The 23,418-nt window shown below is 63.1% G+C and carries 22 protein-coding genes; 11 read left to right on the forward strand and 11 right to left on the reverse strand.

Annotated elements, in window-relative coordinates:
• Positions 1-8: 8 nt before the first annotated feature.
• Positions 9-332, forward strand: coding sequence for a RidA family protein (locus ACIPZ5_RS06635; protein ID WP_313711456.1), 324 nt, complete (start codon positions 9-11; stop codon positions 330-332).
• A 23-nt stretch (positions 333-355) separates the two neighbouring features.
• On the opposite strand, the gene ACIPZ5_RS06640 is transcribed toward ACIPZ5_RS06635, so the two are convergent.
• From ACIPZ5_RS06640 to ACIPZ5_RS06655, 4 genes are all read right to left on the reverse strand, one after another.
• A complete protein-coding gene (locus ACIPZ5_RS06640) occupies positions 356-1,309 on the reverse strand; it encodes an arsenic resistance protein (RefSeq protein WP_400807417.1) in 954 nt (317 codons plus the stop codon).
• 180 nt (positions 1,310-1,489) lie between these two features.
• Entirely contained in the window at positions 1,490-2,083 is a 594-nt protein-coding gene (locus ACIPZ5_RS06645; protein WP_400807420.1) for a hypothetical protein, read from the reverse strand.
• 147 nt (positions 2,084-2,230) lie between these two features.
• The gene (gene glyA / locus ACIPZ5_RS06650; protein ID WP_085674008.1) at positions 2,231-3,484 is read right to left on the reverse strand and encodes a serine hydroxymethyltransferase; all 1,254 of its coding nucleotides are present in this window, start codon (positions 3,482-3,484) and stop codon (positions 2,231-2,233) included.
• A 303-nt stretch (positions 3,485-3,787) separates the two neighbouring features.
• A complete protein-coding gene (locus tag ACIPZ5_RS06655; RefSeq protein ID WP_400807422.1) occupies positions 3,788-7,618 on the reverse strand; it encodes an EAL domain-containing protein in 3,831 nt (1,276 codons plus the stop codon).
• 260 nt (positions 7,619-7,878) lie between these two features.
• Between ACIPZ5_RS06655 and ACIPZ5_RS06660 the strand changes: the two genes are divergently transcribed.
• The 3 genes from ACIPZ5_RS06660 to gdhA all read left to right on the forward strand — a co-directional run bounded on the left by ACIPZ5_RS06660 (position 7,879) and on the right by gdhA (position 11,946).
• Positions 7,879-8,289, forward strand: a complete 411-nt coding sequence (locus ACIPZ5_RS06660; RefSeq protein ID WP_343595774.1) for a hypothetical protein — start codon at positions 7,879-7,881, stop codon at positions 8,287-8,289.
• A 346-nt stretch (positions 8,290-8,635) separates the two neighbouring features.
• A complete protein-coding gene (ettA, locus tag ACIPZ5_RS06665; RefSeq protein ID WP_261942610.1) occupies positions 8,636-10,303 on the forward strand; it encodes an energy-dependent translational throttle protein EttA in 1,668 nt (555 codons plus the stop codon).
• Between the two features lie 302 nt (positions 10,304-10,605).
• Positions 10,606-11,946, forward strand: coding sequence for an NADP-specific glutamate dehydrogenase (gdhA, locus tag ACIPZ5_RS06670; protein WP_400807425.1), 1,341 nt, complete (start codon positions 10,606-10,608; stop codon positions 11,944-11,946).
• A 228-nt stretch (positions 11,947-12,174) separates the two neighbouring features.
• On the opposite strand, the gene ACIPZ5_RS06675 is transcribed toward gdhA, so the two are convergent.
• From ACIPZ5_RS06675 to ACIPZ5_RS06690, 4 genes are all read right to left on the reverse strand, one after another.
• Entirely contained in the window at positions 12,175-12,672 is a 498-nt protein-coding gene (locus ACIPZ5_RS06675; protein ID WP_400807427.1) for a GreA/GreB family elongation factor, read from the reverse strand.
• An 84-nt stretch (positions 12,673-12,756) separates the two neighbouring features.
• Positions 12,757-13,113, reverse strand: coding sequence for a hypothetical protein (locus tag ACIPZ5_RS06680; protein ID WP_261942613.1), 357 nt, complete (start codon positions 13,111-13,113; stop codon positions 12,757-12,759).
• 140 nt (positions 13,114-13,253) lie between these two features.
• Positions 13,254-15,107, reverse strand: coding sequence for a DUF4105 domain-containing protein (locus tag ACIPZ5_RS06685; RefSeq protein ID WP_400807428.1), 1,854 nt, complete (start codon positions 15,105-15,107; stop codon positions 13,254-13,256).
• 74 nt (positions 15,108-15,181) lie between these two features.
• Entirely contained in the window at positions 15,182-15,670 is a 489-nt protein-coding gene (locus ACIPZ5_RS06690; protein WP_054887210.1) for a DUF3015 domain-containing protein, read from the reverse strand.
• A 255-nt stretch (positions 15,671-15,925) separates the two neighbouring features.
• Between ACIPZ5_RS06690 and ACIPZ5_RS06695 the strand changes: the two genes are divergently transcribed.
• The 5 genes from ACIPZ5_RS06695 to ACIPZ5_RS06715 all read left to right on the forward strand — a co-directional run bounded on the left by ACIPZ5_RS06695 (position 15,926) and on the right by ACIPZ5_RS06715 (position 20,678).
• Positions 15,926-18,364, forward strand: coding sequence for a Lon protease family protein (locus ACIPZ5_RS06695; protein WP_261942615.1), 2,439 nt, complete (start codon positions 15,926-15,928; stop codon positions 18,362-18,364).
• A 162-nt stretch (positions 18,365-18,526) separates the two neighbouring features.
• On the forward strand, positions 18,527-18,865 hold the full coding sequence (locus ACIPZ5_RS06700; protein ID WP_261942616.1) for a hypothetical protein: 339 nt from the start codon (positions 18,527-18,529) through the stop codon (positions 18,863-18,865).
• A 107-nt stretch (positions 18,866-18,972) separates the two neighbouring features.
• A complete protein-coding gene (locus ACIPZ5_RS06705) occupies positions 18,973-19,461 on the forward strand; it encodes a TIGR00645 family protein (RefSeq protein ID WP_151924393.1) in 489 nt (162 codons plus the stop codon).
• Positions 19,462-19,669: 208 nt separating this feature from the next.
• Positions 19,670-19,975: a DUF6482 family protein gene (locus tag ACIPZ5_RS06710; RefSeq protein WP_400807431.1), complete on the forward strand. Its 306-nt coding sequence runs from the start codon at positions 19,670-19,672 to the stop codon at positions 19,973-19,975.
• Between the two features lie 85 nt (positions 19,976-20,060).
• The gene (locus tag ACIPZ5_RS06715) at positions 20,061-20,678 is read left to right on the forward strand and encodes an FKBP-type peptidyl-prolyl cis-trans isomerase (protein ID WP_261942618.1); all 618 of its coding nucleotides are present in this window, start codon (positions 20,061-20,063) and stop codon (positions 20,676-20,678) included.
• A gap of 126 nt (positions 20,679-20,804) precedes the next feature.
• On the opposite strand, the gene ACIPZ5_RS06720 is transcribed toward ACIPZ5_RS06715, so the two are convergent.
• From ACIPZ5_RS06720 to ACIPZ5_RS06730, 3 genes are all read right to left on the reverse strand, one after another.
• A complete protein-coding gene (locus tag ACIPZ5_RS06720) occupies positions 20,805-21,050 on the reverse strand; it encodes a hypothetical protein (protein WP_254483116.1) in 246 nt (81 codons plus the stop codon).
• 80 nt (positions 21,051-21,130) lie between these two features.
• Positions 21,131-21,472 (reverse strand): zinc ribbon domain-containing protein YjdM, encoded by a 342-nt coding sequence (locus ACIPZ5_RS06725; RefSeq protein WP_023382397.1) that lies wholly within the window; start codon positions 21,470-21,472, stop codon positions 21,131-21,133.
• A 120-nt stretch (positions 21,473-21,592) separates the two neighbouring features.
• Entirely contained in the window at positions 21,593-22,561 is a 969-nt protein-coding gene (locus ACIPZ5_RS06730) for a polyprenyl synthetase family protein (protein ID WP_027918268.1), read from the reverse strand.
• Between the two features lie 244 nt (positions 22,562-22,805).
• Between ACIPZ5_RS06730 and rplU the strand changes: the two genes are divergently transcribed.
• Positions 22,806-23,120, forward strand: a complete 315-nt coding sequence (gene rplU, locus ACIPZ5_RS06735) for a 50S ribosomal protein L21 (protein WP_003247466.1) — start codon at positions 22,806-22,808, stop codon at positions 23,118-23,120.
• Positions 23,121-23,157: 37 nt separating this feature from the next.
• Positions 23,158-23,415, forward strand: coding sequence for a 50S ribosomal protein L27 (gene rpmA / locus ACIPZ5_RS06740; RefSeq protein WP_003247464.1), 258 nt, complete (start codon positions 23,158-23,160; stop codon positions 23,413-23,415).
• The last annotated feature ends 3 nt before the right edge of the window (positions 23,416-23,418 follow it).

Raw genomic sequence — 23,418 nt, forward strand, 5'->3', positions numbered from 1 at the left:
GCTCGCGGATGTCGCTGGCTGTCAGCTACAGGGGACTGTTCGAAACGGCCGGCGTGGTTGCCGACGACCTGCAACAGGACGTGCAGGGGCAGCTGCGCCAGGCGCTGAGTACCATCGATGGGTTGATGGCTGAGGCCAGGGTGGCCAAGGACCAGTTGACCCGGGTTCAGTTGTGGATCGCAGACTATCGACATTTCGACCTGGTGAACGAGGTGTATGACAGTTGGTTGCAGGGGTGTGCCAAACCGGCACGGGCCTGCGTGGGGGCCGACCTGGGGCAGGGCTACCTGGTCGAGGTGCAGGTGTTTGCCGTGTGTGCCGACCGCCCGTGACCGGCAGCGGCGGGTGCGGCGGTTCAGCGCACCAGCCGCGGTATGGCACGTACATAGACGAGTTCACCCACCAGCTCTGCCAATGTCTGGGTAAGCACAGCTGCAGCCGCCAACCCGCGCACCTCTTCCGGCAACGCCAGCGCCAGTGGCAGCACCACCAGCGAATTCCGTGTCGCGGCGCTGAAGGTGACCGAGCGTGTCTCGGCCACCGGCAGGCGCAGCAACCGCGCCGATACATACCCGAGCACCGGCGCCAGCAGCATGAAGCTGACATACACCGGAATCACTGGCAACAGGCGATCAAGATCCCGTAGCACCACCGCAATCTGCGAGCCGATTACCGCCACCAGTACCAGGGCCATCGCGGGCACCGGCATCCATGCCCAGGCGTCATTCCAAGCCGCGCCCGCGCGGGAGCGGCGGGCGCCGGCGCTGGTGAGCACGGCGAGGACCATCGGCAGCACGATCAGCAGCACGAAGGCCTCCACGAAAGGGGCGATGCGGATAGTTACGCCGCTGCTGTCGCCTAGCATCAGCGCCAGGTACACCGGCAGCAGCAGCAATTGCACCAGCAACAGCACGGGCGTGGCGGCGAGGGTCAGGCGCGAGTCGCCTTTGCCGATGTGGGTGAACACCACCACGTAGTCGATGCACGGCGTAAGCAGCACCAGCAGGGCGCCGATGAGGATCGCCGGGTGGTCTGCCAGGCCCCGGGTGAGGGCCCATACCAGCAAGGGCACGAGGATGAAGTTGGCGAGCAGCAGCGCGGCCATGAAGCGGCGGTTGCCCAAGCCCTGGCGCAGGTCGAGGAACGGGATCTGCAGGAACATCGCGTACATCAGGATGGCGATGGCGGGGGTGACCAGGGTTTGCAGGTGTTGCGCAGTGTCGCCGGTCAGCAGGCCGAAGGCCAGGGCTGCGAGAACGGCAGCGAAGTAGATGGGGATCTGTTGGGTTTCGAGTTGCTCTCTGGTCAAAGCCGGGCCTGTATTTGTTTGCGCTTGGGGTGGCACAGGTTAATACGTGACGGCCGGGGCTGCATGATCTGAATGAACCTGAAGAGACCCAGGTTCACCCGCGTGCACAGCGTCGCCTGCTTCGCGGGGGAACCCACTCCCAGAAGGATTGAGTCAGTACCCAGGAGGTGAACAAACACATCAGTCAGGCTTGAGCCAATCGACACCGCGCTCTTGAATGATCAGGCTCAGGGTCCCTTGGCGCGCTGCCGGGTAGCACGCCAGGAAGCCGCCTACCGGGTACAGGTTGTGGATCTCCACGGGGTGCCCCTGAGCATTGCTCAGCTGAACTTCTCGCCGGCCATCCTCAAGCTGAGTCAGGTCGAACGCCACACCCGTCTGTGCATCGGTCAGCTTCCACAGGCTTGGGTCTTTTGCCTTGATCGGCTGCACGTTTACCAGGCCATCGCCGGTGGTGAACACCCCTTGGCCCGAATGGGGGCCGCTGCGCAGGTAGATGCGATAACCCGCTTCGGTATGGCGAAAATACAGCAGCAAGGCTGCGGGTTGGGCGGCCTGCTCGAATGTGATCAATCCGATATCCTGGCCGTGACGCCAGTCTGATTCGCTGCCATTGAGCATGCCGAGGGTCGTGGCGCCCTCAACGGCATATCCCGGCGCCTGGTGAGGGCTCACCAGCGATACGGGCCCAGTGGTCATGTCGCCCAGAACATTGACCGGCGCTTCAGCGACTTGCAAGGTGGCGGTGAAGGACAGTGCTACGTGGTCAGCCATGGTTGGCCTCCTGCTCGTTTTCCAAAAGAGGCGGCAGGTTAGGCGGCCGGGTTCGCTCAGCCCATCCGGAAGCGGTTCCGCTGTTGGGTGACAGGCATGAAAAAGCCCGGCACAAGGCCGGGCTTTTTCACATCAGGCTTTCGCCAATCAGTTGCCGTAGACCGGCAGCTTCTTGCAGATGGCCTTGACCTTCTCACGTACGGCGTCGATCACCGCTTCGTTGTTCAGGTCAGCCAGGATGTCGCAGATCCAGCCGGCCAGTTCGCGGCACTCGGTTTCCTTGAAGCCACGGGTGGTGACGGCTGGGGTGCCGAAACGCAGGCCCGAGGTGACGAACGGGGAACGTGGGTCGTTCGGTACCGAGTTCTTGTTGACGGTGATGAAGGCTTTGCCCAGGGCAGCGTCAGCATCTTTACCGGAGATTTCCTGCTTGATCAGCGACAGCAGGAACAGGTGGTTCTGGGTGCCGCCGGAAACGACGTCGAAACCACGCTCGATGAACACTTCGGCCATGGCCTGGGCGTTCTTCACGACCTGCTGCTGGTAAGCCTTGAACTCAGGCTGCAGCGCTTCCTTGAAGCAGATGGCCTTGGCGGCGATGACGTGCTCCAGCGGGCCGCCCTGGGCGCCCGGGAAGACGGCGGAGTTCAGCTTCTTCTCGATCTCTTCGTTCTTGCGAGCGAGGATCAGGCCGCCACGCGGGCCGCGCAGGGTCTTGTGGGTGGTGGTGGTGACCACGTCGGCGAACGGCACCGGGTTCGGATACACGCCAGCGGCAACCAGGCCGGCAACGTGGGCCATGTCGACGAACAGGTAGGCACCGACCTTGTCGGCGATGGCGCGGAAGCGGGCGAAGTCCAGGACCTGCGAGTAGGCCGAGAAGCCGGCAACGATCATCTTCGGCTTGTGCTCGACGGCCAGGCGCTCGACTTCGTCGTAGTCGATCAGGCCGTTGCCGTCGATGCCGTACTGGATGGCGTTGTACAGCTTGCCCGACGAGCTTACCGAAGCACCGTGGGTCAGGTGACCACCGTGGGCCAGGCTCATGCCCAGGATGGTGTCACCGGCCGACAGCAGGGCCAGGTAGACCGCGGCGTTGGCTTGCGAGCCAGCGTGCGGCTGGACGTTGGCGTAGTCGGCGCCGAACAGCTCTTTGGCGCGGTCGATGGCCAGTTGCTCGACCACGTCGACGTACTCGCAGCCGCCGTAGTAGCGCTTGCCTGGGTAGCCTTCGGCGTACTTGTTGGTCAGGACCGAGCCCTGGGCTTCCATGACTGCCGGGCTGGTGTAGTTTTCCGAAGCGATCAGCTCGATATGCTCTTCCTGGCGCAGGGCTTCTTGCTGCATGGCTTCGAAGAGCTCGGCGTCGTACTTGGCAATGGTCAAATCACGGCTGAACATGGCGGTCCTCAAGGATCGGGGTAATTTGGGGGGGCATTCTAACCGATTGATCCGCGCCTGGCATATGAACTGGCATCAAGTCGCGGACCAATGGGCTTCATGTTGCATCCCGCGCCGTGTCTGGGCTGGCTGGGCGCAGGAGTTGACTCTGAGGTCCGATTTTTTGACGCAGATTTCAACCATGACGCGGTCTTTGTGGGAGCGGGTTTACCCGCGAAAAATGCGACGCGTTGGATGGCACCGGCTCCGCCGGTGTTCGCGGGTGAACCCGCTCCCACAGGGAGCGCGTGAGTCCGCTACGGCTCACTGGAACATGAACAGGGTTTGGTTGGCGAACTGCGCCTCGAACTGGTTGGCCGGCATCGGCCGCCCGAACAGGTAGCCCTGAACCTCGTCGCAGCCATGCTCGCGCAGGAACTCCAGCTGTTCGTGGGTTTCCACGCCTTCGGCGATCACCGCCAGGTTGAGGCTGTGGGCCATGGCGATGATCGCCCGGGCGATCTGCGCGTCCTGCTCGCCCTCGGGCAGGCCGTCGACGAAGGTGCGGTCGATCTTCAGCACGTCGATCGGGAACTGCTTGAGGTAGTTCAACGACGAGTAACCGGTGCCGAAGTCGTCGACCGCGATGCTCAGGCCGAGATTCTTCAGGCTGGCGAGAATCTGCAGCGCCTCGTTGACCTCGCGCATCAGGATGCTCTCGGTCAGCTCCAGCTCCAGGCACGCCGGCGGCAGGCCGGTTTCCTCGAGGATGGTGGCGATCCGCGTGCCCAATTGGCCGTCGGAGAACTGCCGCGCCGAGATGTTCACCGACACCTTCGGCACGCGCACCTTGTTCTTGTGCCAGACCTTGAGCTGGCGGCTGGCCTCGCGCAGCACCCAGTCGCCGACATCCACCACCAGGCCCAGCTCTTCGATGACCGGGATGAAGTCACCCGGCGGCACCAGGCCACGGGTCGGGTGGCGCCAGCGCAGCAGCGCTTCGGCACCGGTCAGCCGCTTGCCGTCACCGCTGAACTGCGGCTGGTAGTAGAGGATGAATTCGTTCTGTTCCAGCGCGTGGCGCAGGTCGCTTTCCAGTTCCAGGCGCTCCAGTGCGCTGGCGTTCATTTCGGTCTGGTAGAACTGGAAGTTGTTCTTGCCGCGCTCCTTGGCGTGATACATGGCGGTGTCGGCGTTCTTCATCAGCTGGCTCAGCTCGTTGCCGTCCTGCGGGCTGAGGGCGATGCCGATACTGGCCGTGACGAAGAACTCGCGGCCTTCCAGCACGAACGGCCGCACCAGGCTGCCAAGAATGTTCTCGGCCACGTGGATGGCGCGGTTCAAGGCCATTTCGCGGGTGGCGCGCGGCTGCAGCAGCAAGGTGAATTCGTCACCGCCCATGCGCGCCACGGTGTCGTCGTCATCGACGCAGGCCAGCAGGCGCAGGGCCATGTCCTTGAGCATGCGGTCGCCTGCGGCGTGGCCGAGGGAGTCGTTGATCGGCTTGAAGCGGTCGAGGTCGAGGAACATCAGCACCACCCACGACTTCTGCCGCTCGGCCTGCTGCAGCGCGGTGTGCAGGCGGTCCTGGAACAGCGTGCGGTTGGGCAGGTGGGTCAGGGCGTCGTAGTAGGCCAGGCGGTGGATACGCTGTTCGCTGGCCTTGCGCTCGCTGATGTCGGTGAAGAAGCACACATAGCTGGCCAGGTCGCCTTCGTCGTCGAGTACCGCGGTAATGCCGACCCAGGCCGGGTAATGGTCGCCGTCGCGGCGCTTGAGCCACACTTCGCCTTCCCAGCTGCCGCGCTGGTGCAGTTGCTTGAGCACGTAGCGCAGGTGGCTTTGCTGCTGGTCCTCGACCACCAGCATGGCCGGCAGCTGGTCGAGCACGTCGCTGACCGCGTAGCCACTGACCCGGCTGAACGCTTCGTTGGCCTGCACGATGTAGCCGGCCGGGTCGGTGATGAGGATCGCCGACGTGGAGTGTTCGAACACCGTCGCGGCCATGCGCAGGTCTTTTTCCGCACGGCGTTGCTGGCTGATGTCGCGGCCCACGCCGAGCACGCCCTCGAAGCGTTGCTGGTCGTCCCATACCAGTACCAGGCGCAGTTCGATGGGGATCTTGCGGCCATCGGCGCGCAGGCAGTCGAACAGGAACAGTTGCGTCGGCAGCTGGCTGCGCAGTTGGGCCAGTTGCTCGTTATCGCCCATGGCCTTGCTGACCCGGTCCATCAGGCTATAGATGCCGGTGAGTTGCGAAGGGTTGGCGATGATTGATTGCCAGCCGTTGTCGAAGATCCACTCTGCCTGGTAGCCCAGCACAGCGTGTACCGAAGGGCTGAGGTAGTTGAGTTGCAGGCGGCTGTCGGTGGAGAAGATCACATCGCTAATGCTTTCGGCGAGCATGCGGTAGCGCTGCTCGCTGTCGCGCAGCGACTGGCTGGCCTCGATCTGCACGGTGACATCCTTGCCCACGCCGATGATGCGTGTGACCTGGCCATCCTCGTCGCGGGTCAGCACCTGCTCGCGGATTTCGTAGCAGCGCCAGCCGCCGTCGCGGTGGCGGAAGCGCAGTTGAGTATGCAGCGACTGGCTGTGCGCCATGTCGCGCTGTTGCTGGCGCAAAGCCTGATAGTGCGCGGCGTCCTCGGGGTGCAGCAGCAACTCCCAGAAACGGTCGCCCATCTGTGCAAGCTCGGTGCGATCGTAGCCGAGCGTATGGCCGAGGTGGCGGTTGCTGAAGATCATGCGCTGGCTGAGCACGTCCTGCACGTACAGCTGGTCGGGCACGGTGCGCACCACGTCGGACCAGAAGCTTTCGCGCTCCAGCAGCGACAGCTCCACCTGCTTGCGGCTGGTGATGTCGCTGATGCTGAGAATTACGGCCTGATAGTCACGCCGCTGCTGCGGCAGGCGCGCCATCAGCCACAGGTGCAACTCGCCGCCCAGCGGTGCGGGCAGGCGCACTTCCAGTTCCAGCGATGGGCGCTGTTCGATCAGGGCGTCGATCAGTTGCATGCCGATGCTGTCGCGGCCATCGCCGCTGCCATCGATCAGCCGCTGCCAGGCGCCTTCGTGGCACTCGACGTTGAGCAGCTGGCGCGCCACCTGGTTGATCTCGGTGATCTTCAGTTCCAGCAGCAGCGAGCGGCGCAGGTTGGGGTCCAGCGCCAGGCTCTGCTTGAGCCCGGCCAGGTTGCGCAGGTGGTAGCGGTCGAGCTGGCCGGGCAGGCTCGACAGGTCGAGCACGCACAAGGCCACGCCCGTGCCTTCGAAGATTTCCTGGTAGCGCCGGCGGTCTTCCTGCAGGGCGCGCTGGCGGCGGCGCATGTTGACCAGCGCCAGCACTGGCAGCAGGGCGCAGAACAGCGCCAGCAGGCACTTGCCGACCAGTGCCGGCAGCAGCTTCTGCTGGGCCAGGCCGGCGTCGAACAGGCCACGCAACTGCCAGGCGCTGTTGTCGATGAAGGCGAGCATCACGCTTTGCAGCGGTTCGCCGCTGGTCTGTACCGGGGCGTGGCGTTCCAGTACCTCACCGCTGCGGCTGTTTTCCAGCAGCCAGAGCGGGTGGCCGGGGCCGTCCAGGTGCACGGTGAGCACCTGGTAATAGTCAGGTGACAGGCGCAGCAGCCAGTAGCCGCGATCCTGTTCGGCTGTCTGGCGCAACAGCAGGTAGATGGTGCGGTTGTCCGCCGCGTTGGCGAAGAAGTAGTTGCGGCCCTGGTTCAGCCCGACCAGTTCGTCAATCAGTTGGCGGTCGGGGCTACCGGCCAGGGTGTCGCTGCGCAGTTGCCCGGCAGGGTCCAGCCAGGCCAGGTCGCGCAGGGCGGGCAGGCGTTCGCGCAGGGTCGACAGCAGGCTCGGCATGGCAGCGGGCGTCGGTGCTTTGACGTAGGGCTGGACCACGTTGAGGGCCTGTTGGGCCTTGAGCGCCATGTTCAGGCTCAGGTGGTCGGCGAGTTCGGCACTGGCGTCCAGGTTCTGCTGGCGCTGGTCGGCCTGGGTGTGGCGGAACTGCGAGAACAGCTGCCACAGCAGCAAACCCAGCAGGATCAAGGCCAGCAGGGCCAGCGCGCCTTTGACCGAACCACGCAGCGAAGCGACTGGGGCCGGCGAAGCGGGGCGCAGCAGAGTCGGATGATTGAGATTGGTCAAGCGTCGGTCCTGCGATTGGCCTGGCGATGGCAGGGTGGAAACATGCACGGTGTATGCCGGGATCTGCACAGGCCTGGACCGCGGCCGCGCACTATAAAGCCGGACATCCGAACGGGCTAGCATGCCTGTGATTATGGCAATGTGCCAGTCCGATTGTCCGACGCCAGCGGTCGTGGTGATGCCGGCCTGTTCGGCAAGACCCTGCATCCTGTGCGAGAATGCCGGCCGCTTCAATGACAACGCATCGGAGATGTTCGGTTTTGGTTACTCACTTTTCCACCAATGGCCTCGATTCCGCCTGTGGGCGCAGCAGTCAGACCCTTGTCAGCACTGCCGTGACCGCGGACGTATCCTGCAAATCGTGCCAGCGGTCGCTGGTCAAACCCGACGCGGCAGCGGCGTCGAAAAACAAGACGCCATCGCTGGCTGAACTGCGCAAGACCGCCAAGGCGGCAGTACCGGCGGTAGAAGCAGTGCCGGCAGCCGTTGCCGCCAAGCCTGCTGGCAAGGTCGTGAGCGCGCCTGCCGCAGCCAAGCCTGCCAAGGTAGCCGAGCAACCGGCCCGCAGTGCTGGCTTCAGCGTCAAGGCCGCTTATGCTGCGCGCCTGGCCGAGCAGAGCGACCGTTGCCGCCTGCCACGGGGCAAGGCTGGCAAACAGCGTCACGTCTGAGCCCTCTCGGTGGCTGTGCCGGCCCTTTCGCGGGCAAGCCCGCTCCCACAGGAAACTCCACAGCCTTGAAGGTGGTGCTATTCCTGTGGCTCCCACAGGAAACTCCACAGCCCTGAATGTGGTGCTATCCCTGTGGGAGCGGGCTTGCCCGCGAAGAGGCCGGAACAGGCAACAAATGCCTCCCAGGATCACAACGATCCGCCCCGCCATCCGACCACCCTGTGCAACGCCGCGCGTTGGCGTAGAATGGTCGACTTTGTTCAATACACCCCGTAAACACATCCCCCTGGCCATACCGCCGGGGCGATCGTCGATGTCTTTACCTATCTGATTAGAGGGCTTGGTTTTGGCTCAATACGTCTACACCATGCATCGGCTGAGCAAGGTCGTGCCGCCGAAGCGGGAAATTCTCAAGAATATTTCCCTGTCGTTCTTCCCTGGCGCCAAGATCGGCGTGCTCGGCCTGAACGGCGCCGGTAAATCTACCTTGCTGCGGATCATGGCGGGCGTCGACAAGGAATTCGACGGCGAAGCCCGTCCGATGCCCGACATCAACGTGGGTTACCTGCCGCAGGAACCGCAACTGGACCCGAACAAGACCGTACGTGAAGTGGTCGAGGAAGCGGTCAGCGTGATCAAGGACGCCCAGGCTCGCCTGGACGAGGTCTACGCGGCATACGCCGAGCCGGATGCCGACTTCGACAAGCTGGCCGCCGAGCAGGCCAAGCTCGAAGCCATCCTGCAGGCCGCCGACGGCCACAACCTGGAACGCCAGCTGGACGTCGCCGCCGACGCCCTGCGCCTGCCGGCCTGGGATGCGCGCATCGAACACCTCTCCGGTGGTGAAAAGCGCCGTGTGGCCCTGTGCCGCCTGCTGCTGTCGGCCCCCGACATGCTGCTGCTCGACGAACCGACCAACCACCTGGACGCCGATTCGGTCGCCTGGCTGGAGCGCTTCCTGCACGACTTCCCGGGCACCGTGGTAGCGATCACCCACGACCGTTACTTCCTCGACAACGTCGCTGGCTGGATCCTCGAACTGGACCGCGGCGCTGGCATCCCGTACGAAGGCAACTACTCGGGCTGGCTGGAAGCCAAGTCCGAGCGCCTGGCGCAGGAATCCAAGCAGCAGAGCGCCCATGAGAAGGCCATGAAAGAGGAACTGGAATGGGTGCGCAAAGGCGCCAAGGCCCGCCAGTCCAAGTCCAAGGCCCGTCTGCAGCGGTTCGAAGAAATGCAGTCGCAGGAATTCCAGAAACGCAGCGAAACCAACGAGATCTACATCCCGGCCGGTCCGCGCCTGGGCGACAAGGTCATCGAGTTCAAGAACGTCACCAAGGGCTATGGCGACCGCGTGCTGATCGACAACCTGTCGTTCGCCATGCCCAAGGGTGCCATCGTCGGCGTGATCGGTGGTAACGGTGCCGGTAAGTCGACCCTGTTCCGCATGCTGATGGGCAAGGAACAACCGGACTCGGGCAGCATCGAGATCGGCGAAACCGTGCAGCTGGCCTGCGTGGACCAGAGCCGTGAAGACCTCGACGGCTCCAAGACCGTGTTCCAGCAGATCTCCGACGGTTCCGACCAGATCCGCATCGGTAACTACGAGATCCCGTCGCGTACCTACGTCGGCCGCTTCAACTTCAAGGGCGGCGACCAGCAGAAGTTCGTCAAGGACCTGTCCGGTGGTGAGCGTGGCCGCCTGCACCTGGCCCTGACCCTGAAGGAGGGCGGTAACGTCCTGCTGCTCGACGAACCGTCCAACGACCTCGACGTCGAAACCCTGCGTTCCCTGGAAGAAGCCCTGCTGGACTTCCCGGGCGCCGCCATCGTGATTTCCCACGACCGTTGGTTCCTGGACCGTGTGGCCACTCACATCCTGGCGTACGAAGACGACTCGAACGTGGTGTTCTTCGAAGGCAACTACACCGAGTACGAAGCCGACCGCAAAAAGCGCCTGGGCGACGCAGCTGCCCAGCCGCACCGTGTACGGCACAAGAAGTTGGCCCAGTAAGCCGGTCTTCTGATGCACAAGAATGGGGCCCAATGTGGCCCCATTTTTGTGCCTGGCAGGAAAGGGTTGTCGGTTGCATTCGCGGGCCAGCCCGCTTCCACAGCCGCAAGGTTTTCAGGGGCCCTGTGGGAGCGGGTTTACCTGCGAAGAGGTCAACACAGAAGGATGATTTTGTATACACTTATATAAAACGCACCAAATAATTTCATAAAAACGACATTTCGCCCTATTCCGGTGCGATTGCTTCTTGGTACATTTCAGAAAAAACCAATAAGTCCAATCCTCTTGGTGAGATGTCTACCATGATCGAATCTGTCGACAATTTCCTTGCACGCCTGCAGCAACGCGACCCGGGCCAACCGGAATTCCACCAGGCTGTGGAAGAAGTGCTGCGTACCCTGTGGCCGTTCCTCGAAGCCAACCCTCATTACCTGCAGTCCGGCATCCTCGAGCGCATGGTCGAGCCTGAGCGCGCCGTGCTGTTCCGCGTGTCGTGGGTCGATGACCAGGGCAAGGTTCAGGTCAACCGCGGCTACCGCATCCAGATGAGCAGCGCCATCGGCCCCTACAAGGGCGGCCTGCGCTTCCACCCGTCGGTGAACCTGAGCGTGCTCAAGTTCCTGGCCTTCGAACAGGTATTCAAGAACTCCCTCACCTCGCTGCCCATGGGCGGCGGCAAAGGCGGCTCGGACTTCGACCCGAAAGGCAAGAGCGATGCCGAAGTCATGCGCTTCTGCCAGGCCTTCATGAGCGAGCTGTATCGCCACATCGGTGCTGACTGCGACGTGCCGGCCGGTGACATTGGCGTCGGCGCCCGCGAGATCGGCTTCATGTTCGGCCAGTACAAGCGCCTGGCCAACCAGTTCACCTCGGTGCTCACCGGCAAGGGCATGACCTATGGCGGCAGCTTGATCCGCCCTGAAGCCACCGGCTACGGCTGTGTGTACTTCGCTGAGGAAATGCTCAAGCGCCAGAACCTGCGCATCGATGGCCGCCGGGTGGCGATTTCCGGTTCCGGCAACGTTGCCCAGTACGCTGCGCGCAAGGTCATGGACCTGGGTGGCAAGGTGATTTCGCTGTCCGACTCCGAAGGCACCCTGTACGCCGAAGCCGGCCTGACCGATGCCCAGTGGGACGCGCTGATGGAGCTGAAGAACGTCAAGCGTGGCCGCATCAGCGAGCTGGCTGGCCAGTTCGGCCTGGAATTCCGCAAGGGCCAGACGCCGTGGAGCCTGCCGTGCGACATCGCCCTGCCGTGCGCCACGCAGAACGAGCTGGACATCGAAGACGCCCGCTCCCTGCTGCGCAACGGCTGCATCTGCGTGGCCGAAGGCGCCAACATGCCGACTACCCTGGCGGCGGTTGACCTGTTCATCGAGGTCGGCATCCTGTACGCCCCGGGCAAGGCGTCCAACGCCGGTGGCGTGGCCGTGTCGGGCCTGGAGATGTCGCAGAACGCCATGCGCCTGCTGTGGACCGCTGGTGAAGTGGACAGCAAGCTGCACAACATCATGCAGTCGATTCACCATGCCTGCGTGCACTACGGTGAAGAGGCGGATGGCAAGGTCAACTACGTGAAGGGTGCAAACATTGCCGGCTTCGTGAAAGTCGCCGATGCCATGCTGGCGCAAGGCGTAGTCTGATCTGAGGGCCTGGGGCTGCTTTGCAGCCCATCGCCGGCAAGCGCGGCTCCCACAGTGTCATCACAGGGTTCAAGGGCAGCTTTCACAAGCTCGCACAGGGCTCAAGGGCAGCTTTCACAAGCTCACACAGGGCTCAAGGGCAGCTTTCACAAGCTCACACAGGGCTCAAGGGCAGTGTGATGCACCTGTGGGAGCCGCGCTTGCCGGCGATGGGCCGCGCAGCGGCCCCTAGGCCCCACTGTCAATCTCGACCACCTCAATCATCTGATCCCCTGCCGGCCGCCGCCACTGCACTTCATCCCCAGGCCCGGCCCCAAGCAAGGCCTGCCCCAGCGGCGATCCCCAGTTGATCATCCCGCGCCCGGCATCCGCCTCGTCCTCGCCCACCAGCTGCACCACATGCTCCTGGTCCTGCTCATCGACGAACCGTACCCGGCTACCAATCTGCACCTTGCTGCGCGATGTCGCCGCCGGCACCACCTGGGCACTCTGCACCCGCGCGCTGAAATAGCGCAGGTCCCGCTCGGTATCAGCCAGGCGCTGCTTGTCGCCGCGCTCGCCCTGGGACTGCAACTCGCTGCGCAAGGCATTCAGCTCGCTCACGCGCTGTTGCAGCTGGAGCAGGCCGCTGGCGGTGACGTAATTGGGCTGGTCGCTGACGCGCCGCTCCACCGGTTGATCGGCTTGGGCGGCAGCCTGGTCTTCGTTGACGAATGCTCGGCTCATGGGATGGCCTCCTTGTGCTGGAGACCAGCATGACAGGCCGGTGGTTTCAGTGGATGTCCATTTGCGACGCGGGCACTTGAACAATCAGTTGCGGCGATAGGCACGGGCGGCGCCCTGATCCTTCTCCTGTTGCCACTCGCGATCGCGCTCGTCCCAGAACCGCTCGTGGTACTGGCGCTGCTCCTCACTGTTCTGCATCGCGTGGCACTGGCGGAATCCATCGTCCCAGCCGGTCTCGTACTGGCGATCGTGCAGGTAACGCGGTACATCCTTGTGGAAGTTACCCACCATCAGTCCGGCCGCCTGGCGGCCGCTGCTGCAACCATCCTGGTAGCCGTCGGCGTAGGCGGGGGGATAACCGTGGTTGACCATCTGATCGTGGGTGGTTTCGCAACCCGCCAGCAACAACGCAACGCACAAGCCGAACCAGTACCGCGACATGACCACCTGGACCCTTGGGGAGATACTGGAAAGTCTAGGTGGCGATTTGTCGGGGAGCTGTCAAAACAGTGTCAAAGAGTCGGTTGGTTCACAGTACTGTTGTTGATGCCGACTTGCCCGCGAAAGGCCGCAAAGCGGCCTCAATAGTGATACCACTTCACTTCGAGCATCACTTCGTTCTGCGCCGTCGCCAGGTGGCTGAATTCCCGCGAGGCACTCAACCTCACCCCTAGGTTCTGGCTGATCTCCCACTGCTGGTTCAGGCTCACACTGCGCCGCACCTCGCCATTGGTGAAGTAATCGCCCTTGGCCTCCAGCGTCATGTTGCCCAACCCGTTGCGCCACAGCAGCCCGCCATTGAACCCAGTGGCGGGGGCGATGAACTGGGCGAAGTCGTTGTGGTGCTCGACCCGCACCGTGCCCAGGGCGAAGCCCAGCAAGCCATCGGCCAGTTGCCAGGTGCCACCGGCTCCGCCATTCACATGGCTTACCAGCACCTCGTCGTCATGCTTGCCCGGTACCCGCTCCAGGCCACCGGCCACCTGCCAGGACCACGGCTTGAGCAGCTCGTTGCGCGGTGTCAGCGAGCGGATGGTGGCCAGGTCCAGGCGTTGCACCTGCCAGTCGTTGCCTTCGTACTGGCGTACCTTGAGCTGCAAAATCTCGATCTGCGCCCCCAGCGGGAAGCCATAGGCATTGTCGTTGAGGTCGTGGTAGGCCATGCGCAGGCCGTACTCGGCGTAGGCGCGGTCCTCTCGGGTACCGACGCCCAGTTGCCAGGTCCGCGAGTCATGGCCGTCCTCGGGCAGGCCGGGGCGTTCGATCTGCAAGGGCGGCGGTGGGTTGCTGTTGATCGCCCGCAACAGCTCGAAGCTGCGCTTGGCCTGCCCAGGGTCGCGCTCCTGGCCATTGGCCCGGTAGCGCTCCAGGCGGTAGGCGGCATCCTGCACCAGCGCCTGGCGCTCGCGGGGCAGGGCCTTGAATTCGGGGCTTTGCAATTGCGCGGTATCGGCACTGACGGCCAGCACCTGGCGCTTCTCGTCATGGTCCAGCGGCTCGGCGCGGGCCAGCAGCTCGCGTTCGCGTGACGGGCGGTAGGTTTCGCTGGCGACCAGGCCCGACTGCTTCACCGCCTTCACCGTGTCGGTGGGAATGGCCGTGAGCGGGAACTGCGAGGTCAGGTCCAGGCTCGGCCGGGCCACCTGCAGCAACTCCAGCAGGCGGTAGGAGCAGTTTTCGTCGAAGAAGAAGTAATCGAACTGGATCTGCTTCAGTTCCCAGACGTGCTCGACCATGCGCCCGGTTTCTTCCGGTGTCAGGTCCAGCTGGTACTCCCACAGGTCGCGGTTCTCCAGGCTGCGGTATTCGGAGAGCTTTTCCTGGTAGGGCATCAGCGCGAACAGGCCCGGATAGCCGCCCATCAGGCCCTTCCAGGCATACAGGATGCTGTTGTCGCTGCCTTCGATATAGGCGCCGAAGTTGATCGCGTAGCTCAGCAGTGTGGTGTCGTCGCTACGGGTGTTGGACTGGTCGATGCGCAGCAGAGTATGGCCGAACATCGACGATGGGCTGTTCAGGTAGGCTGCCGGGAAGATCAGCGCCGCGCTGTGCGGGTCGATCGACTGGTACCAGGTCTTGAACTCCTGGCAGTCCGGTTGCGGCAGGCCTTGCAGGTCGAGCTGTTCACGCAGCCAGCGGGTGCGCGCGGGGAATACGCACTGGGCGTGCTTGTCACCCAGGCTGGCGGGGGCGTACAGCGCTTCGACCGTGGCCTTGAGCTCCTGGTCAGGGTGGTGTGCGCCGTCCTCGGCGAGGAAGAAGGCGTCATCGTCCACATAGCTGCGCCAGCCGCCGAGCTTGGCGGTTTCATAGTGGCCCAGGGCAATCCAGTAAGGGGTGTTGGCCAGTTGCTGGATACGGCCTTGGTCCAGCACGGGCATGGCATGAACGGGGGCGCAGGCAAACAGCGCCAGGGCAGCGAAGCGTTTGAGCATATCGGGCAACTACTTCTTGACGATGCCGAAAAAGGCGAAACCCGCCCCGGAGGCCGGGGCGGGAGCAGCTGCACTCAGGCCTCGGTGGCGTATTTGGCCAGGCGTGGGTCGTTCTTCAGAACGGCCAGCGTGTTGCTGTGGACAGTTTCGGCAGTCACGTCGGCGCTGCTGAAGATCTGGTTGAAGTGCTGGTGAGTGACCGAGGCGAAGTAGCCGCGATCTTCCGGTGCGACGCCCAGGACCACGGCATAGGTGGTCAGGGCTTCGCCCTGGCCCATGGCCATGTCTTCGGACAGCTCGTTCATCATGCCATTCATGGCGAACCAGGATTTGCCGCCATAGGTCAGCGAAGCCTTGGTGGAGCAGCCGTTGGTACCGGAGGTCATGCCGAAGGTGGCGTTGCCGGAGGTGCCGTTGGTGGTGGAGGCCAGGAAGTGGGCCGGCGTGCCACGCTGGCCTTCGAACAGCATGTTGCCCCAGCCGCAGTTCGGGCCGCCCGGCGCTTCGGCAAGCGCGTTGAGCGAGACCACGGTGAACAGAGTACCCAGAAGAATCCGTTTCATAGCATTGTTCTCTATTTTGTCTTAACCAAGGGTCAGGGTTGTCTGGCAACGCCGTTGCCAGGTCGGGAAAGCTTTTCACCCACCCGCGCAGCTTGGAGTTTAGGCATGATCTAAAGGTTGCGTTGTTGATTGCGAAAAATTTGCTTGCCCATTACAGCGTCGCAGCTGCGACATAAAGTCCCGTGGAGCCTTGCAAGGCGCGCGCGGGCAGCGCCAGAATGCTGCGTATCTGCCCCGCCGAAGTAAGGAAACCCAATGCCCGATCCTGTCGCTGCGCGCCTGCGTCTCGCGCCTGAAGCCCTGACCCGGCGTTTCTCCCCCGAGCAGTTTGCCTTTACCAATACCGACGATCTGGAGCCGTTTCGCGGAGTCCTGGGCCAGGAGCGTGCTGTCGAGGCCCTGCAGTTCGGCGTGGCCATGCCGCGCCCCGGTTACAACGTGTATGTGATGGGCGAGCCTGGCACCGGCCGCTTCTCGTTCGTCAAGCGCTACCTCAAGGCCGAGGGCAAGCGCCAGCAGACCCCGGCCGACTGGCTCTACGTCAACCATTTCGACGACACCCGTGAGCCACGCGCTCTGGAGTTGCCATCCGGCAGCGCAGCCGAGTTCATCAGCGACATGAGCGGGCTGATCGACAACCTGCTGGCGACCTTCCCTGCGGTGTTCGAGCACCCGTCGTACCAGCAGAAGAAGGGCGCCATCGACCGTGCCTTCAACCAGCGTTATGACCGTGCGCTGGATGTGATCGAGCGCGCCTCGCTGGAAAAGGACGTGGCCTTGTACCGCGATGCCAGCAACGTCGCCTTCACCCCGATGGCCGATGGCAAGGCGCTGGATGAAGCCGAATTCGCCCAGCTGCCCGAAGAGGTCCGCGAGCAGTTCCACGAGGACATCGCCCTGCTCGAGGAGCGCCTCAACGAGGAACTGGCCAGCCTGCCGCAATGGAAGCGCGAATCGAACAACCAGCTGCGCCAGCTCAATGAAGAAACCATCACCCTGGCCCTGCAGCCGTTGCTGGCGCCGCTGTCGGAGAAGTACGCCGAGAACGCGGCCGTTTGTGCCTACCTGCAGTCCGTGCAGCTGAACCTGCTGCGTACCGTGGTCGAGCAATTGGTCGACGACAGCAAGACCGACGCTGCTGCCCGCAAGCTGCTCGAAGAGCAGTACGCGCCGAGCCTGGTGGTCGGCCACCACGCGGACGGTGGCGCGCCGGTGGTGTTCGAGCCGCACCCGACCTACGACAACCTGTTCGGCCGCATTGAATACAGCACCGACCAGGGTGCGCTGTACACCTCTTACCGGCAGTTGCGCCCGGGCGCGTTGCACCGCGCCAACGGCGGCTTCCTGATTCTCGAAGCCGAGAAGATGCTGGGTGAACCGTTCGTCTGGGACGCCCTCAAGCGCGCCTTGCAGTCACGCAAGCTGAAGATGGAATCGCCACTGGGCGAGCTGGGCCGTGTCGCCACGGTCAGCCTGACGCCGCAGATGATCCCGCTGAACATCAAGCTGGTGATCATCGGTTCGCGCCAGCTGTACTACGCGCTGCAGGACCACGACCCGGACTTCCAGGAGATGTTCCGCGTGCTGGTCGACTTCGACGAAGACATGCCGATGGTCGACGAGAACCTCGAGCAGTTCGCCCAGTTGCTGCGCACCCGCACCAACGAGGAAGGCATGGCCCCGCTGACCAGCGATGCGGTGGCGCGCCTGGCCACCTACAGCGCACGCCTGGCGGAAAACCAGTCGCGCCTGTCGGCACGCATCGGCGACCTGTTCCAGCTGGTCAGCGAGGCGGATTTCATCCGCCAGCTGGCCAATGACGAGATGACCGATGCCGGGCACATCGAACGAGCGCTCAAGGCCAAGGCCACCCGCACCGGGCGTGTCTCGCAGCGGGTGCTCGACGACATGCTCGCCGGCATCATCCTGATCGATACCGAAGGCGCGGCCATCGGCAAGTGCAACGGCCTGACCGTGCTGGAGGTCGGCGACTCGGCATTCGGCATGCCGGCGCGCATTTCCGCCACCGTCTACCCGGGCGGCAGCGGCATTGTCGACATCGAGCGTGAGGTCAACCTCGGCCAGCCGATCCACTCCAAGGGGGTGATGATCCTCACCGGGTACCTGGGCAGCCGCTATGCCCAGGAATTCCCCCTGGCGATTTCGGCGAGCATCGCCCTGGAGCAGTCCTACGGTTATGTCGATGGCGACAGCGCTTCGCTGGGCGAAGCGTGCACGCTGATCTCGGCCTTGTCGCGCACGCCGCTCAAGCAGTGCTTCGCCATCACCGGCTCGATCAACCAGTTCGGTGAAGTGCAGGCGGTGGGTGGGGTCAACGAGAAGATCGAAGGCTTCTTCCGCCTCTGCGAGGCACGTGGCCTGACCGGCGAGCAGGGGGTGATCATCCCGCGCGCCAACGTCGCCACGCTGATGCTCGACGAGCGCGTGCTGCAGGCGGTGGAGAACGGCATGTTCCACGTCTATGCCGTGAGCCAGGCTGACGAGGCGCTGAGCCTGCTGGTGGGCCAGGATGCCGGGGAGCTCAACGACGAAGGCGTGTTTACCGAAGGCAGCGTCAATGCCCGCGTGGTCGAGCGTTTGCGCGAGATTGCCGAGATGATCAGCGAGGAAGAGATCGAGAAGGCCGAAAAGGAACGGGTGGAAGAGGTGATTGCCCAGGCTAAACCGGCCTGAGTCAATAAATCGGCGCTGGCGGCCATGTGCTACCGTTCAGCGCCGGTTTTCCATCTTTCTGTGCTGTTCTTCTATGCTGGAACTTAAGGACGGTATCAGGGTTCAGGATGGAAACAGCCTGGCTTGCAGGCTGAACAGGGCTCATTGGAGGGGGACGCGGCCATGCGCAACCTCAGCCTTACTCGCCAGTGCCTGGGCCTGGTGACTCGCATTGAATGCAGCATCCGTCCACTGGCCGGCGACAATGGTATGTGGACCTTGCTGTTCGCCGCCGGCATGGCCGGTGAACAACCCTCGGCGATCAAGGCCCAGGGGCCGTTCCATGGGCCGATGGTGGCCGAATCCGTGCTCAATGCGATCGTCGACAGCTTGACCTTGCACGGGTATCAGGTAGCCCACGATCCCCAGATCTGGTGCCTGCATCTGCAGGCTCAACTGCGACGGATCAACGGCGAACGCTGCCGGAACCTGGGGGATTATCAGTTCCACCCTGAAACCTGAGCACACATACCCAGCGGTGCGGCATCTGGCCGCAGGCTTTTGCTGTCACAGGTGGCTGGCTATACTCGCGGCCGATTTTCCAGTCACCTGACGAGTCCCAACCCCTCATGGAACGTTTTCTCGAAAACGCGATGTATGCCTCGCGCTGGCTGCTCGCTCCCATCTATTTCGGTCTGTCCCTCGGCCTGCTGGCCCTGGCGCTGAAGTTCTTCCAGGAAGTTGTCCACGTCCTGCCCAACGTCTTCGCCCTCAGCGAAGCCGACCTGATCCTGGTCATCCTGTCGCTGATCGACATGTCGCTGGTGGGCGGCCTGCTGGTGATGGTGATGATTTCCGGCTACGAGAACTTCGTGTCGCAACTGGACATCGACGAGAGCAAGGAAAAGCTCAACTGGCTGGGCAAGATGGACTCTTCGTCGCTGAAGATGAAGGTCGCCGCGTCGATCGTGGCGATTTCTTCCATCCACCTGCTGCGGGTGTTCATGGATGCGCAGAACATCTCCACCGACTACCTGATGTGGTACGTAATCATCCACATGACCTTCGTGGTTTCGGCCTTCTGCATGGGCTACCTGGACAAGCTGACCAAGCACTGAGTTCTGCCAGGGCCTTTTCGCGGGTAAACCCGCTCCCACAGTTACTGCGCCGGGTCCCAAGCCATGTGCCGTCCCTGTGGGAGCGGGCTTGCCCGCGAAGCGGCAATCACCGGGCAACTGACGAGTGGTGGCAGTAATGCCTTGTGCAATCACTCGATCCGTACAAAAAATGAGCACTCATGCGTGGTTCCCAAAGCGAGGTGCTCTCATGAACCTGCATCAGCTCAACTCCGAGGCCAGGGCCGGCCATGTCGACGAACTGAACCTGATCGCCATCGAAGGCGGCGACTACCTGATCGAGGCCCGGGTCAAAGGCCATCCCCACCCCTTGTCCGATACCCGTGGTGAGCGCTTGCGCGTGCACTCGGTGGAGGATGCGCGCAAGTTGCTGCGGACCATCCCGATGATGTCGATGAACCTCGTGCACTGGTCGGTGCAGGACGAAATGTGCGGCATGGGCACGCACCCGGAAGAAGACCTGAAGGTGCCGATTTCCCAGCGTTCGGCCTGGTAGCTGCTCGCGGCGCCCCAGTGTGCTAGGCTGCTCGCCCTTTTCATCAAGGGCGCGTCTGCACTGCGCCCTGCAGTGGAGCACGACAATGTCCGAACTCAACCTGTCCACCGACGAAACCCGCGTCAGCTACGGCATCGGCCGTCAGCTGGGCGGCCAGCTGCGCGACAACCCGCCACCAGGCGTGAGCCTGGAAGCCATCCTGGCCGGCCTCACCGACGCCTTCAACGGCGCTGACAGCCGCGTCAGCGAAGCCGACCTGTCGGCCAGCTTCAAGGTCATCCGTGACGTGATGCAGGCCGAAGCTGCAGCCAAGGCTGAAGCCGCCGCTGCCGCTGGCAAGGAATTCCTGGCCGAGAACGCCAAGCGTGACGGCATCACCACCCTGGCTTCGGGCCTGCAGTTCGAAGTGCTGACCGCAGGTGAAGGCGCCAAGCCGACCCGCGAAAGCAACGTGCGCACCCACTACCACGGCACCCTGATCGACGGCACCGTGTTCGACAGCTCCTACGACCGTGGCCAGCCGGCTGAATTCCCGGTTGGTGGCGTGATCGCTGGCTGGACCGAAGCCCTGCAGCTGATGAACGCCGGCAGCAAATGGCGCCTGTACGTGCCGAGCGAGCTGGCCTACGGCGCCCAAGGCGTTGGCAGCATCCCGCCGCACAGCGTACTGGTGTTCGACGTCGAGCTGCTCGACGTTCTGTAATACCGCTGGGGCCGCTTTGCGGCCCATTCGCGGGCAAGCCCGCTCCCACAGGTATCGCACAAGGCCCGAATCCCGTGTGATCCCTGTGGGAGCGGGCTTGCCCGCGAATGGCCGGCGCTGCCGGCTTCAATTCCAGTCTGTTCCCCCTGGGCGCAAGGCCCGTGCATAGCAGAACAGAAACAGGTTGCGCACCAACTCCTTGAGCACCACCGGCTCACTCGAATTCAGCCCGCACAAGTCCAGGTCTCCCTGGTCGCGCAGTTCGTCCAGTGCTTCTTCTTCGAGCACGGCGCACACTTCACCGGTTTCCCGATGAAGGATGCGCAGGTAAGGGTGGGGGCGGTCCAGCCAGGCGTCGATCAGATAAGTCATGGCTATTCTCCTTGGATAACGGTTCCAATGAGAATAATTCTTATTATCAGAATAGCAAGCGCCAATTGCGGATTTTGTAATCAGACCTTGCGCACGAATTCCGACTTCAGCTTCATGGCGCCAATGCCGTCGATCTTGCAGTCGATATCGTGGTCGCCGTCGCACAGGCGGATGTTCTTGACCTTGGTGCCGACCTTGACCACCAGGGACGAGCCCTTGACCTTGAGGTCCTTGATCACGGTAACGGTGTCGCCGTCCTGCAGGACGTTGCCCACCGAATCCTTCTTCACCACGTCATCGCTGGCCGCTTCGGCTTCGCCGCTGGCCGACCACTCGTGGGCGCACTCGGGGCAGATCAGCTGAGTGCCATCCTCGTAGGTGTATTCGGAGTTGCATTTGGGGCAGGGTGGCAGAGTGCTCACTTCGGTTCCTTAAACAGACAGGCGGTTAAAGGCCCATAGTGTAAAAGGTCTTGCGGAGGAAGTGATTTTGTCCGGACAAATGCTTCGCGGGCAAGCCCGCGAAGAAGGCGAATCGGCCTGTCAGTGAGTACGCGCGACGGCAAACTCGCTCAGCTCGACCAGCGCATCCCGGTATTCGCTGGCGGGCAGCACTTCCAGGCAGGCGATGGCGCGCTTGACGTAGTCACGGGCCAGTTCGGCGGTGTACTTCAAGGCGCCCGAAGCCTCGACAGCCTCGCGAATCTGCTCCAGATCTTCCAGGCCACCCTTCTGGATCGCCTTGCGCACCAGTGCAGCCTGTTCCGGCGTGCCTTCGCGCATGGTGTAGATCAGCGGCAGGGTCGGCTTGCCTTCGGCCAGGTCGTCACCGACGTTCTTGCCCAGGGCTTCGGCATCGCCTTCGTAGTCGAGCAGGTCGTCGACCAGCTGGAAGGCCACGCCCAGGTGGTCACCGAAGGTACGCAGGGCTTCGCGCTGTTCTTCGCTGGCTTCGGCCAGCGCCGCGGCGCTGTGGGTCGAGGCTTCGAACAGCATCGCGGTCTTGCCGCGGATGACGTCCATGTAGACCTCTTCGGTGGTGCTGGCATCGCGCACCCGCGACAGCTGCAGCACTTCACCCTCGGCGATCACCCGGGTGGCCTTGGACAGGATCTGCATGACCGGCATCGAGCCCAGTTCGACCATCATCTCGAACGAGCGCGAATAGAGGAAGTCACCCACCAGTACGCTCGGCGCGTTGCCCCACAGGGCATTGGCGGTGGAGCGGCCACGGCGCATGCCGGACATGTCGACCACGTCGTCGTGCAGCAGGGTGGCGGTGTGCAGGAACTCGATGGTCGCGGCCAGCAGGCGAAGGTCGGCGCCCTCGCGGCCCAGGGCCTTGCCGCACAGCAGGACCAGCAGCGGGCGCAGGCGCTTGCCACCGGCGGAGGTGATATAGTCGCCGATCTTCGATACCAGCGGCACGCGCGAGGTCAGCTGCTTCTTGATGATCTCGTCGACGGCGCTGAAATCTTCAGCTACCGCGCGGTAGAAGGTTTGGGGTTGCATCGGCTGCTCCAGTGAGGTTGCGCGGCATGCTAGGTCGCGGGTCCCGGTGTGTCAAGGCGCGGTGCCCGCTGGCCGGGGGCGGGACTTGCAAGCAAAACCGCGGTTGCGTACAATCGCGCACCCTAACTTCCTGGGCAGCACCTGCCTTACGCAATTGCACAGGGCCGTTCCAGCCCCATGCAGCCATGCCAGCCAATACTCATCATATAAAGCGCTGGGTGAGCAGGATTATCGGAGAAATACCATGTCTTACGCAGTAATCGTTACCGGCGGCAAGCAGTACAAAGTCGCTGAAGGTGAATTCCTCAAGATCGAAAAACTGGAAGTCGCCACTGGCGAATCCGTGACCTTCGATCGCGTTCTGCTGGTTGCCAACGGTGAAGAAGTCACCATCGGCGCACCAGTCGTCGCCGGCGCTAAAGTGGTTGCCGAAGTCGTTTCGCAAGGCCGTCACGACAAGGTTCGCATCATCAAGTTCCGTCGTCGTAAGCACCACATGAAGCGTATGGGCCACCGCCAGTGGTTCACCGAGATCAAAATCACCGGTATCCAGGCTTAATCGCCCGGTTCCCCTGAATTTATTTGGAGATTGAACCATGGCTCACAAGAAGGCTGGTGGTAGTACTCGTAACGGTCGCGACTCAGAATCGAAACGCCTTGGCGTGAAGATGTATGGCGGCCAGGTTATCAAGCCAGGCAACATCATCGTCCGTCAGCGCGGCACCGAATTCCACGCTGGCTACGGCGTTGGCATGGGCAAGGATCACACCTTGTTCGCCAAGATCGAAGGCGTGATCAAGTTCGAGAAGAAAGGCGAGTTCATGCGCCGTTACGTGAGCATCGTCGCCGCTTAATCG

The organism is Pseudomonas sp. NPDC089428, from assembly GCF_044749325.1.
Taxonomy (GTDB): Bacteria; Pseudomonadota; Gammaproteobacteria; order Pseudomonadales; family Pseudomonadaceae; genus Aquipseudomonas.